A 12201-nucleotide genomic window follows, 5' to 3' on the forward strand; every position below is an offset into this window, starting at 1 on the left:
GGTCAGAACCGCGTCCGCTCCAGCCACCGGTTCCAGACGTCGGTGTCGCCGAAGATCTCCAAACCGCTTTCCTCGGCGCTGCGTCGGCCACTGACCGCCAGCAGCAGCGCCGTGGCCGGCCCGCGCACCGCCACGCTGGCCTTGCCGTGGTCGTGCGACCACGAGATGCCGTCCTCGTCGTGGCGGACGGTCCATTCGCCGCTCGGCCCCAGGGCGTCGTCGGTGGCGTGCAGGTGGATGGTGTCGTCCCGCTCCAGCGGCGGATGCCCGCGCTGCCGTACGGCGCGGGCCTGCACGCTGACCCGTTCGATGGTCTCGCTGACCGCGTCGGCGGCCAGTTCGGGGTCGAGGGTGTAGTCGGCGCCCACGGTGATGGCCGCGTCGGCGCGGTGCACAGTCGCCTCGTGCAGACGGCGGCGCACCCACCAGCCCGCGGGGCGGGGGCCGAGGAACGTCCACACCCGCGCGTCGGAGCCCACCCGGTCGAGGGCGTCGACGATCAACCTCGCGCTCTGCCGGAGCCATTCGGCGGCGGCCTCCGGATCGTCGGGCGGCCGGCCGTCCCGGACGTCGCGCGGGTCGAGTTCGTGGCCGCGCCGTTCGGCGATGATCTGCGCTGCCCAGCGGTGGCCGCGCCCGACATGACGGAACAGCTGGCGCAACGTCCAGTCCGGGCAGGTGGGAACGGGCGCCTGGGGATCGCCCGCGGCGATCAGATCGCCGAAGCTGTCGGTCTGCTCGAGCAGCGCTGCCCGGAAGTCCACCTCATGAATTTAGCGCGGCGCGCGCCGCTCGGAGCCTGATCGGCAGAGTCGCCCAGCCGCGCAGCACCCGGGTCTCCCGGCGGGTGCCCGCGCCGTCCAGCTCGGCGTGCGGGAAGCGGTCGAAGAACGCGCGCAGCCCCACCTCCCCCTCGGCGCGGGCCAAGGCCGCGCCCAGACAGAAATGCCTGCCGGCGGAGAAGGACAGATGCCGGCCCGCGTTCTCCCGCGTGACGTCGAAGCGATGCGGATCGTCGAACACCGCGGGATCGCGGTTGGCCCCGGCGAGATGGATGATGACCAGTTCGCCGCGGCGCACCGGCACCCCGCCGATCTCGACGTCGGTCTTGGCCACCCGCGCGCTCATCTGCACCGGCGAGTCGAGCCGCAGAATCTCTTCGACGGCGCCTGCCCACAGTTCGGGACGCTCCTGCAGGACGGCGAGCTGGTCGGGGTGGTCGAGCAGCATCTTGATGCCGTTGCCCAGCAGGTTCACCGTGGTCTCGAATCCGGCGGCGAGCACCAGGCCCGCCGTCGCCTGCAGTTCCCGTTCGCTGATCCCGTCCTCACCGTCGGAGGCGGCGATGAGCTGGCTGAGCAGGTCGTCACCGGGCTGGCGGCGCAGCGCCCGCAGGTGGCCGACCAGCCAGTCGTTGAACCCCACGATGCCGTCGTTGACCCGCAGGTACTGCGACCAGGACAGGCCGATGTCCAGGCTGGGCGCCCCGAGTTCACCGAAGCGCAGGATCTCCGGCCGGTCGGAGTCGGGGACACCGAGCACGTCGCAGATCACCGAGACCGGCAGCTGCGAGCAATAGCGCTCCACGATGTCGACGGCGCCGATGTTGTCGGCGTCGCGCTCCAGGTCGTCGAGCAGGGTTTGCGCGGTGGCCTCCACGCCGTCGCGCAGCCGCTTCACCGCGCGGCTGGTGAACACCGAGGACACCAGCTTGCGGCAGCGGGTGTGGTCGGGTGGCTCGATGGTCAGCAGCGACGGCGGTTCGATCGGGTGCAGCAGACCGGTGTCGGTGCGGTCGATGATCCAGCGCAGCGCGGGCGGCAACTGGCCGCCCAGCGAGGACACCCGGAAGTCGTCGGAGCGCAGCAGTTCCCCGGCGATGTCGTGGTCGAACGTCATCGACGCGGCGCGGCCCCGCACGATCCGTCCGTGCACCCGCTGCTCGTCGGCGAACGTGGCGGGGTCCGCGCGCACCGCGGGGTCGCCGATCAGACGGGCCTGGGCGTCGCCGCGGCGCATTCCCATCCGGGACAGTCCGCGGACCACGCCGTGCAGGGCCACCCAGCGAATGCGCTGCCGCATCGTCGGCCTGGAAGAAGTTCGTGCCATCACCCGAGCTTAGGCGCGGACGGCGATCTGCCCAGCGCGTACACCCGCCAGCCGGCCGCCGACCAGCGCTCGCGGTCGAGGCAGTTACGTCCGTCCACAACGACTTTCGCGCGCACCGTACCGCGCAGCGCCGTGGGGTCCAGCTCCACGAACTCGCGCCACTCGGTGAGCACCAGCACCGCGTCGGCCCGATCACAGGCGTCGTCGATCGACGTCGCGTAATTCAGCGTGGGGAACACCCGCCGCGAGCTGTCCATCGCCTTGGGGTCGTAGACGTTGACCGTGGCGCCGTTGAGTTGCAACATCCCGGCCACGTTGAGCGCGGGTGAATCGCGGACGTCGTCGGATTCGGGTTTGAACGCCGCGCCGAGGACGGCGATGGTGGCGCCGAGCAGCGATCCGCCGCACGCGGTGGCCGCCAGTTCGACCATCCGGGTGCGCCGGCGCATGTTGATGCTGTCCACCTCGCGCAGGAAGGTCAGCGCGTGGTTGGCGCCCAGCTCCCCCGCGCGGGCCATGAACGCGCGGATGTCCTTGGGCAGGCAGCCGCCGCCGAATCCCAGTCCCGCGTTCAGGAACCGGCGTCCGATGCGGGGGTCGTGGCCGAGCGCGTCGGCCAGCACCGTGACGTCGGCGTCGGCGGCCTCGCACACCTCCGAGATCGCGTTGATGAACGAGATCTTCGTGGCCAGGAAGGCGTTCGCCGCCACCTTGACCAGTTCGGCGGTCTGCAGATCCGTGACCAGGAACGGCACGCCGGAGGCCAGGATGGGTGCATAGAGTTCGCGCAGCACCGCCTCGGCGCGCGTCGAATCAGGTTGCACGCCAAGCACGATACGGTCGGGCGCCAGCGTGTCCTGGACAGCGAAGCCCTCGCGGAGGAACTCCGGGTTCCACGCCACCTCGACGTCGATGCCCTGCGGGGCGAGTTCTCTGGCGCGCGCACCGATCGCGGCTGCAGTGCCCACCGGCACCGTGGATTTGCCGACGATCACGGCGTCACGACGCAACCGCGGGACGAGGTCGTCGATCACGGCGTACACCTGGGAGACGTCGGCGCCGTGTTCGCCTCTCTTCTGCGGCGTCCCGACCCCGATGAAGTGCACGTCGGCGAATCCGGCAGCCGCGCCGTAGTCGCTGGTGAACTGCAACCGCTGCGCGGCGATGTTGCGGCTCAGGACGTCCCGTAGCCCCGGCTCGTAGAAGGGGATCTCGCCGGCGGCGAGTTTGGCGACCTTCCCGGGGTCGATGTCGACGCCGATGACCTCATGACCGAGCTCGGCCATTCCAGCGGCGTGGGTCGCGCCGAGATACCCGGTGCCGAACACAGCGCATCGCATACCGACTTGATATGCGGACGCGGTGAGCGGACCGCTACGTGACGCCGAGCGGCATGCGAACGCCGGATGTCCGGTCGGTTAGCCGAACGGCCAAATCGGCGGGAGGATGCTGCCGCCGCCGGACGATCCCCCGCGGCCGGACGAACCGCCGCCGTCGTATCCACCGCCGCCGCTACCGCCGTAGCCGCCGCGGCCCGACGAGGAGGAGCCCGACGATCCCGAACCGTTCGCCGGCGAGAGGATCTGCGGGATCTGCGGAAGCTGGGGCAGCTGCGGAACCAACGGCACCTTGGGCGCCTGGGGTGCTTGCGGGATCACGGGGACCTGCGGACGCGACGGCACCTGGGGCACGACCGGATACGAGGGACGCTGCGGCACCTGCTGCTGCGGCGGCCGCCACGGATTCGGCCACTGCGGGGACTCGGGCTCGTCGTACACCGGCGGGCGGTAGATCGGCCGCGGTAGCAGCGCCGGGGGCGGGAGGATGACCGGCGCGGGCAGTACCGGCACCGGCACCGGGACCGGAGCGGCCGGAACCGGAGCCGGAGCGGGCGCCGGCGCGGCGGGGGCCGGTGCGGGTGCCGCAGGCGCAGGTGCCGGAGCGGGAGCGGCCGGGCGTTCGACGAAGACCTGACGGGGCGGGGCCTGCGGAGCTTCCTGCACGACGGGCACCGGCGCCTTGATGGTCTCGGCCGCTGGGGGCGGGGGCGCGACGACGGGCGCGGCCTTCTCGGCCGGCGGGGCCGGGGCGGGCACCTGCACGCTCGGCACGATCGCCGCCTCGGCGGGGCTCGGCCGCTGATCGGCGGTCGGCCGGATGCTGACCGCCAGTGAGATCACCAGCGCGACGACGCCGACCACGAAGATCGACGACAGCGCGCTGCCGACCAGGAGGAAGGGCTTGCGGTTCTCGTCCTCGACGGGCGCCGGCGGCGGGAGCGGTTCGCTGTAGGCGGCCGGGGCGACGGCTGCCTCGCTGCTGACGGGCGCCATCTGGGTGGCGGCGGCACCGAACGCGGCGTAGCCACCGCCGGCGGTCGGACCTCCGTCGGGATCCTGCGAATAGGCCAGCCCGACCGTGGAGGCCTCGAACCGCGGGGCGTGGGCCGAGGCGAGTGCGGCGCCGCGGGCGAGGGCGAGGTCGGACTCTTCGGGGGCGTTGACCGGGATGGTCAGCAGACGCGCAAGATGCGACCGGACCTCGGTGACGTCCACTCCGGAGCCGACGACGAACATGCCCTGCGGTGCGTCGGCGCGCGCGTCGACTGCGGCGGCCATCTCGCCGAGGACGGCCATGGCGTCGGTGCCGTGCAGATTGCGGCTGAGCACCGTGGTCACCGAACCGTCGGCGGTCTGCACCACCGAGACGGTGGCGGTGTCGCGGTCGATGAAGAACAGCGCGGTGCTGGCGTATCCGACGGCGCGGCCGACGGCCTGGGCCAGCGCTGCGGCGGCGTGGCCCTCCGACACCAGCATCACGTCTTCGATGCCGCGCGCGGCGAGCGTGTCACGCAGCGCCGAGGCCTCGGCGTGGTCACTCCAGGCGACGCCGATCGACTTCAGGTGATGACCGCCGGCTTCCGCGCTCTCCTGGGTGCCGAGCACCGCGGCGACGACCTGTTCGGCGGCGCTGGACGTTGCTGAGCCGTCGACGGCGTGGATGTCGAAGACGTCGTGGTCGACCGTGACGCCGTCGGCTTTCTCACCCTCGACCAGCACCATGCGGACCGTCGAGGGGGTCATCGAGACACCGAGAACGATGTCCACAAGTCCTCCAAAAAAGTTAGCTATCGAGTTTATTCAGCCGGAGTCCGCACGTTCCGTACGAGGCCACAACTAGTGGTTCATCGGTTTTGGCAGGTCAGGTGTTACAGCCGGACCCGTTAGCTGACGAGGTTACTCGGCAGTGATCCCGGGCGGGAGTGCCCGCAGTGCCACACGAGTCTCTGCAGGCACGTGCGGCACATGAGTAACACGCGTGTGGTTCTGTCCGCGTCGAGTGTGAAGGCATCTTCACTGGCGGGCGCGAGAGTAAAGGTGCATTCACCCTCGCCGACCTCAGGGTGACTTGACGAAGTTCAGGTAGGACTTCGACGGGGTCGGCCCGCGCTGGCCCTGGTATTTCGACCCGACTTTGGCGCTGCCGTAGGGGTGCTCGGCGGGGCTGGTCAGGCGGAGCAGGCAGAGCTGGCCGATCTTCATGCCAGGCCACAGGGTGATCGGCAGATTCGCGACGTTGGACAGCTCGAGGGTGATGTGGCCGCTGAAGCCGGGATCGATGAAACCGGCTGTCGAGTGGGTGAGCAGGCCGAGACGGCCGAGGGAGGACTTGCCTTCGAGGCGGCCTGCGAGGTCCTCGGGCAGGGTGCAGGTCTCGAGTGTCGAGCCGAGGACGAACTCGCCGGGATGGAGCACGAAGGGCTCGCCGGGCTTGGATTCGACGAGGCTGGTCAGGTCGTCCTGCTGCTGAGCGGGATCGATGTGGGTGTAGCGGGTGTTGTTGAAGACCCGGAAGAGGCTGTCGAGGCGGACGTCGACGCTGGACGGCTGCACGAGGCTGTCGTCGAACGGGTCGATGCCGAGGCGCCCGGCGGCGATCTCGGCCCGGATGTCACGATCGGAGAGCAGCACGCGGACGAGCGTATCGGCTGGTGGTGCTAACCTCTCAGCCACACACCGCCGATGTAGTTCAATGGCAGAACATCAGCTTCCCAAGCTGAATACGCGGGTTCGATTCCCGTCATCGGCTCCACGAAGGTCTCACCGGACCGAACTCCGCGGCCGTGCTCGCGGTTGCGCTTCGAGGTCGCCACCGGCTCCACCCCCGGCCCCCGTGAGCTGCCGCGCCCGCCACAACGCATACACACTCCACGCGAGCACGACGACGAACGCGAAAAGGTAAGCGGCCGGGAGCAATTGGTCCCACATTCCCGGATGGCGCAACGACATCAGGCCGGCCTGCGGCGGATCGCTACGCGACGCCACGAACCACCCGCCGAACATCGCCGCGAGTAGCCACAGCGTCAGCGCCGCAGCACGCGACCGGTAGAGGTACCCGAGCACCCCGAGGTACACGACGAGAGGGACCAACCACACCCAGTGGTGACTCCAGCTGAACGGTGACACGGCCGCCGAAGTCATTCCCGCAACAGCGATGCCCAGAAGCAGGTGACCGCATCGCCACGCCCACGCGGCGAGGGCGAGGGCCACGACTCCGAGCACGGCTGCGGCCGCGAGCCCCCACATCTCCGTCGCCCCGAGGCGCTCCAGGAGTCCGACCAGGCTCGTGTTCGCCAGCGGGTCGCTCGAGATGCGGCGTTCATCGCGGAACAGCCCGTCCAGCCAGAAGTGCTTCGACTCCGTGGGCAACAGCAGGAATCCCGCCGCGATGGTCGACACGAACGTCGCTCCCGCGACGACGGCCTCGCGCCGTCGCCCGGTGACGAACAGGAACACGATGAACAGCGCGGGAGTCAGCTTGATACCGGCCGCGATCCCGATTCCCACCCCGGCCCAGCGGCGCGACGCCGGGGCCAGCAGATCAGCGACAACCAGCGCCATGATGACCAGATTGATCTGACCGAGCTGCAGCGACAGCCTGACCGGCTCCAGCCAGAGAATCGGCGCCACCAGAAGCGCCGTCAACCCCCACAGCCCGGCTGAGGTCGTCAACCCGGCGGCGGTGAGCATCCGGTGGACCAGGTAACCGACGCAGGCAACGTTCACCACCAAGCCCAGCGCCAGAACGGCCACCTGACTCAACCCGATCAGCGGCAGGAAGCACAGCGCCGCGAAGGGCGTGTAGATGAACAGCATCGTGTCGGGATCACCGGTCATCCCGATCGAGTACGGATCCTGGCCATCCCAGACACGCGTCGCCCCGAACCGGTACACCAGCAGGTCGACCTGACTGGCGAGGCTGGGCCACCGCAAATACGCAGCGACGTACAACGCCACCGCGATCGCCAACACGACCGGGCCCCCCACACGGACCCGCCGGGAGATGCCGGGCGCGGCCGGACGGTCATGCACGCTGCGAGCTCCTTCATCGTGCCCGTGCTTCGCTACCTGGATACGAGTTCGTTCCCCGCGTCGATGTCCGTCAATCCCGCGACGTCGGCCAAATGAAGACGGGTCAATCGCGGCGGTTGCCGTAATGGCACCGCAGTTGACGAGCACCGTTCATCGATCAGGCTTTTTGACGGCGTTTTCAATAATCGACCTGCCCTCACCGCGTACGGTCAGCACACGCCGGGCCGGCGTTCACGAGACCGAGGGAAATCCATGTCCGCCAGAGGTCGTCGGAGACATCCGGCGTGCTTGATCGCCATCAGCGCGGTCAGCGCGCTCACGCTCGCGGGATGCGCGTCGAGTACGGCTCAACCGCCGGCACCGGACACCGGGGAGTCGCTGCGCATCGTTCTGGGCTCACCGCCACTGGCATCCCAGATTCCGCTGGTCTACGGCGTGAGCCGCAATGGAGGCGACTTCGGGCTGGCGATCAGCGTCGAGCAGAACATCGAGAAATTCGATACCCACACCGATGCGGTGCAGACCCTGCTCGACGACAATGCCAACGTTTTGGCGACGACGTTGTCCGCGATCCTGGATACGCGTGAGCAGGGCGAGGACGTCCGGGTGTTCTGCCCGTACGTCAGCATGGACGACTTCGTCCTGGCCGGCGCCAACGGCGTGCGCACCGCCGATCAACTGTTCGAACCGTCTACCCGAGTGGGCATCGACCGCCCGGGCGGCTCCGGCGCCATCGTCCTCAACGCGCTGCTGAGCGGTGTCGGTGAGGCCCGGGATGTCCACGAACTGCCGAACCCGGTGATCCTCGAGAACTCCAAGGAGCGCACGGCAGCCTGGGCGGCGGGCCAGCTGGACGCCACGGTCATTCACGACACGCAGTACGACGCGGTGCAGGCCTCGGTGAACGAGCCGGTGCTGATCGCCACCCTCTTCGACAATGCCCCCGGATTCATCAAGGTGGCGCAGGCCGCCCGAGCAGACTGGCTCGCGCAGAACCGCGAACTCGCCGCCAGGTACTGCGCCACCACGCTGCGCGCGATGAGGGAACTGCGGGGTGATTTCGCCCTGTTCCGGGCAGCGGTCGACGAATTCGTCGAAGCGCCCCCCTCCGAAGAGGCACTCGAGGAGCTGTTCGCACTCATCCAGAGGTATCCGTTCTGGACGGACGACGGTGGGCTCTCCGAGGACAGCGTGAGGTTCATGATCGACATCGCGGCGGAGTCGGGCGTTCTGGACCGACCGATGAATGCCGCCGACGTCGTCGACCGCGAAACGCTGAGGCGGGCGGTGGAACTCGCGAACATGCCGGCGGGATAGCCGCGACCGGCTCCGAAGATCCCGATTCGGCGTCATCACGGACACAACCGGGAGTCACCGTCCCCGTTGCGGCCGCAGAGCCTGACTTCACCGTTAAATTGCTGATCACTATGGCAAACGTCCTGCGCATCGTCGCCGCCACCGTCGCCGCTCCGGCGATCGTGGGTATCGCCCTCGCGGGGGCGGCCACCGCCGATCCCCCGCTGCTCAACGGCATCTACGGTTCGACTGACGGCGACCCCTACAACGTCTGGACCATCGCGACGAACTGCGGCCCGGCCGGATGCACCGGCACGGTCACCAGCAATCAGGGCTGGTCCACCCCGACCACGCTCAACGGCGGTCGCTGGGTGTTCACCGTCTCGAAACCGGGCGGCCTGACATGCGAGGACGGCCACTACGAACCCGCCGTGGTGTCGATGGCCCTGGACCCGGTGACGCTCGCCGGTGTGATGACCTCGGATTCCAATTACGGCTGCGCAGGTGGCGTGCTGACCCAGAGCCCCTTCCAGCTGCAGAAGCTGGGCTGACCCGCTCCGGTTCAATCGAGCGCGGCGAAAGACCAATCCGGACTTGACGATTCAGCTCGCCCGCCGCGCATGACCTCGGCCAGCCCAGAGCGTCCCGTCACACCCGCCTTGGTGCACGCGCGGTAGACATGGCTTTCGACGGTGCGCACCGACAGCGACACCGCCTCCGCGATGTCCCGGTTCGACATCCCTCGCGCCACCAGGGCCGCGACTTCGCGTTCCCGGTTGGTGAACGGCAGTGTGAAGCGCGCCGCCGCGATCGCCGGACTGGTGGCACCGCCGCAATCCGCGGCAAGTCGATGTGACCGAGACGCCGCCGTCATCGCACTACCGACGCGGCCGGCCCGGCGGTGCGATGTCGCGGCCTGTCCCGCGGCGTCCGCGGCCGCCAGCAGATCACCCATCGTCTCGAACTTCTCCGAGACCGCGACGAGCTCGTCGCCGTCATCGGCACCGAGCGCGGTCGCGTACCGCAACACGGTCGCGGCGCGCGGTCCCTCGACCATGGTGACCAACTCGGCGAGGCGACCGGCCACGTCGACGTCGACGTCGACGAAGTGGACCGCAGTCTGCAGGCACCACACCTCACGTGCGAATTGCCCTTGCTCGAGGGCGATTTCGGCCGCTGTACGCGCCAAACGGCGCGCCTCCGTGAGGCGCTGACGGGCGGCCGCGAGCCACGCCTCGGTCAACAACTCCGTCGGCCGGATGTACACGTAGGCCCGATGACGATGTGCGAGAGCGATCTCCAGCGCCGACTCGGCCGCTGCGGCGTCTCCGGTACGGGCCAACGCTTGCGCGCGCAGCAGATGGAAACGGTGAAAGCTGCTGGCAGCGTGCAGACTTTCCGCCGCGCCGTCACCGTCGAGCCGCGCAGGCAGATGGGTCAGCGCCGCGGTCAGATCACCGGCGGCCAGCTCCGCCATACCGAGAATCGCCGTCGCGACCATCCGCGCACCGGGCGGACCGCTCTGCTGGATGCGCACGTGTCGGTTCGCCACGTCGACGGCGGCACCGATCCGTCCCGCCGCCGCGAGGGCGAACGTGTGGTACTCGGCGAGAGGTAGGTGAATGAGTGTCACCTGGTCCGTCGAAGCGATCACCTGCGTCGACTGGTCCGCTTTGGCCACCGCCGCGTCGGTCTGTCCGAGCTCGCCGAAAGCCATCGTCTCCGCACTGAGGCCCATCGTTGTGCCATAGGGGTCGAGCTGGTCATAGTCGACCTGCGCCGTCGCGTCGAGCACATCGGCCGGCCTCGCCGCGAGCGCCAATTGGTTCGCCCGGAACACCAGCAACTGGTGGCGCCTCGGCCCCTCCGCAGTGACGAGCGCATCATCGATGACCTTCCGGGACGCTTCGGGAGACTGACTGAACCACAACAGGTTCGACGCTCGCATCACCACATCGTTGACCAACGTCGACTGATCGACGCTGTCGGCCTCGAGCTCATCGAGTACCTCCATGGCGCGTTCGCCCCGCTGCCTCATCAACAGGCTGAAGGCCAGCGGTACGTGCGCCTGGGCTCCCGCACCCGCGCCAGCGGCGGACGAGTAGAGCCGTTCGGCGGTCTCGAAGTCCAGCAGAGACGTGGCCGCGGTCGCCGCAGCCATCAACACATCCGGTTCCGGCGGTAGGTCGGACTCCAGCCACAGCAATCCCCGCTTGAGCGTGCGAGCGGCGACGTCATTGTCTTTCATCGCCTGCGCGATCTGGCCGCGCAGGCGGCGCAGCCGGGTGGGACCGCACCGGAGCAGCCGGACCTCGGCATACATGGGATGCCCGATATGGACCTCGTCGCCACTGGTCCGCACCAGCTCGCGCTGCTCGGCCGCCTCGATGGCGTCCTGAGACGCATTCAGCCGCAACGAGTCCCAATCAATCGGATTGGCCACCGCGACGAGGTCGACGACGTCACGCACGTCGTCCGGGATCGCGCCGATCTGCGCGTCCACCAGTTCGGCGAGCGACTCCGAGATCGCTGCGCCCGCCTGCCAGCAGACCGCGCCGTCACGTGCCGCCAGGCGGCCGGCGCTGAACTCGTGATGGCAGAGTTGCTGCAGGTAGAGCACGTTGCCGTGGGTGAGTCGCCACAGTTGGTCGAGGCAGTGCCGGTCCGGTGGCGCCGCGAACGCCGCCGCCACGAATCGGCCCACCTCCTCGCGCGTCAACGGCTCGATCTCACGCCGGGCCACCAACCCGTCCTTCCACAGTGCGCTCACCGCTGCGGGCGCGGTCTGCCCAGCGCGGACCGTCGCGATCACCTTCGCCGCCCCGGAGTACACGAGGTGATGCACCACCAGCGCGGAGAGGTCGTCGAGCAGGTGGACGTCGTCGACGAGAAGGAGCAGTCGACCGGGTTGCGCTTCGGAGGTGAGGACCTCGGAGATGCGGCGCGCCAGCGCCGACGGTGAATCCTCCGAACCGGCCGCCCACTGCGCGAACACCCCGAGCGGGACCGCGCGGCTGGTGGTGGTCGCGGCGGCACTACGTACTACCCAACCCGCCTCGCCGGCCGAACGCGCGGCGTCGCGAGCCAGACGGGACTTGCCGACGCCGGGCTTGCCGGCGAGCACGACACCGCGGACCGCGTCGTGGGCGAGGAGACGATTGACCTCTCGGAATTCGTCCTCTCGGCCGATCAACGGCCAGTGGTCGAGCATCAGCAAAGATTAGCTGACTTGTGGTGGGCGTCGCAGCGTTACTGAAGTCCCACGTAAAGAAGAGGTCCCGATCCGGCGGTGTCGCGGTTATGCAGCGGCAGCTATGCAGTAGTCCCGCTTCTGACGCATCGGAAAATTGCGTAGTCCGTTGCGGATGCCATCGCGGAGGTGGCACCCGACAATCCTCACGGCGCGTGCATCTGGACACCGCCG

The 12201-nt window shown here is 69.1% G+C and carries 9 protein-coding genes and 1 tRNA gene; 3 read left to right on the top strand and 7 right to left on the bottom strand.

What is annotated here, in order from left to right; translation table 11 throughout:
- Positions 1–2 precede the first annotated feature (2 nt).
- The 5 genes from A5757_RS16985 to dcd form a co-directional block, all read right to left on the bottom strand.
- Positions 3–764: a maleylpyruvate isomerase family mycothiol-dependent enzyme gene (locus tag A5757_RS16985; RefSeq protein ID WP_066836223.1), complete on the bottom strand. Its 762-nt coding sequence runs from the start codon at positions 762–764 to the stop codon at positions 3–5.
- Position 765: 1 nt separating this feature from the next.
- The gene (locus A5757_RS16990; RefSeq protein ID WP_231984032.1) at positions 766–2082 is read right to left on the bottom strand and encodes a cytochrome P450; all 1317 of its coding nucleotides are present in this window, start codon (positions 2080–2082) and stop codon (positions 766–768) included.
- A gap of 26 nt (positions 2083–2108) precedes the next feature.
- Positions 2109–3449: a UDP-glucose/GDP-mannose dehydrogenase family protein gene (locus tag A5757_RS16995; RefSeq protein WP_066836225.1), complete on the bottom strand. Its 1341-nt coding sequence runs from the start codon at positions 3447–3449 to the stop codon at positions 2109–2111.
- A gap of 78 nt (positions 3450–3527) precedes the next feature.
- A complete protein-coding gene (locus A5757_RS17000; protein WP_066836226.1) occupies positions 3528–5216 on the bottom strand; it encodes a hypothetical protein in 1689 nt (562 codons plus the stop codon).
- A gap of 291 nt (positions 5217–5507) precedes the next feature.
- Positions 5508–6080, bottom strand: coding sequence for a dCTP deaminase (dcd, locus tag A5757_RS17005; protein WP_066836228.1), 573 nt, complete (start codon positions 6078–6080; stop codon positions 5508–5510).
- A gap of 47 nt (positions 6081–6127) precedes the next feature.
- Between dcd and A5757_RS17010 the strand changes: the two genes are divergently transcribed.
- Positions 6128–6201, top strand: a tRNA-Gly gene (locus A5757_RS17010).
- An 8-nt stretch (positions 6202–6209) separates the two neighbouring features.
- On the opposite strand, the gene A5757_RS17015 is transcribed toward A5757_RS17010, so the two are convergent.
- Positions 6210–7481, bottom strand: a complete 1272-nt coding sequence (locus A5757_RS17015; RefSeq protein ID WP_082929522.1) for a glycosyltransferase 87 family protein — start codon at positions 7479–7481, stop codon at positions 6210–6212.
- A gap of 288 nt (positions 7482–7769) precedes the next feature.
- Here A5757_RS17015 and A5757_RS23760 point away from each other — a divergent pair, with 288 nt between their 5' ends.
- Together A5757_RS23760 and A5757_RS17030 are read left to right on the top strand one after the other, a co-directional pair.
- Entirely contained in the window at positions 7770–8798 is a 1029-nt protein-coding gene (locus tag A5757_RS23760) for an ABC transporter substrate-binding protein (protein WP_231984029.1), read from the top strand.
- Between the two features lie 110 nt (positions 8799–8908).
- Entirely contained in the window at positions 8909–9328 is a 420-nt protein-coding gene (locus A5757_RS17030) for a hypothetical protein (RefSeq protein ID WP_066836230.1), read from the top strand.
- Positions 9329–9339: 11 nt separating this feature from the next.
- Here the strand turns inward: A5757_RS17030 and A5757_RS17035 are convergent, their stop codons facing one another.
- Positions 9340–11988 carry a LuxR family transcriptional regulator gene (locus tag A5757_RS17035; RefSeq protein WP_066836232.1) on the bottom strand — a complete coding sequence of 883 codons (2649 nt, stop codon included), beginning with the start codon at positions 11986–11988 and terminating at the stop codon, positions 9340–9342.
- Between the last annotated feature and the right edge of the window lie 213 nt (positions 11989–12201).

The organism is Mycobacterium sp. 852013-51886_SCH5428379, from assembly GCF_001665575.1.
GTDB lineage: Bacteria > Actinomycetota > Actinomycetes > Mycobacteriales > Mycobacteriaceae > Mycobacterium.

Excerpts from the sequence above, each read along its gene's own strand:
- A5757_RS17035 (WP_066836232.1), bottom strand. The coding sequence starts at position 11,988 with ATGCTCGACCACTGGCCGTTGATCGGCCGAGAGGACGAATTCCGAGAG.
- A5757_RS17030 (WP_066836230.1), top strand. The coding sequence starts at position 8,909 with ATGGCAAACGTCCTGCGCATCGTCGCCGCCACCGTCGCCGCTCCGGCG.
- A5757_RS16995 (WP_066836225.1), bottom strand. The coding sequence starts at position 3,449 with ATGCGATGCGCTGTGTTCGGCACCGGGTATCTCGGCGCGACCCACGCC.
- A5757_RS16990 (WP_231984032.1), bottom strand. The coding sequence starts at position 2,082 with ATGCGGCAGCGCATTCGCTGGGTGGCCCTGCACGGCGTGGTCCGCGGA.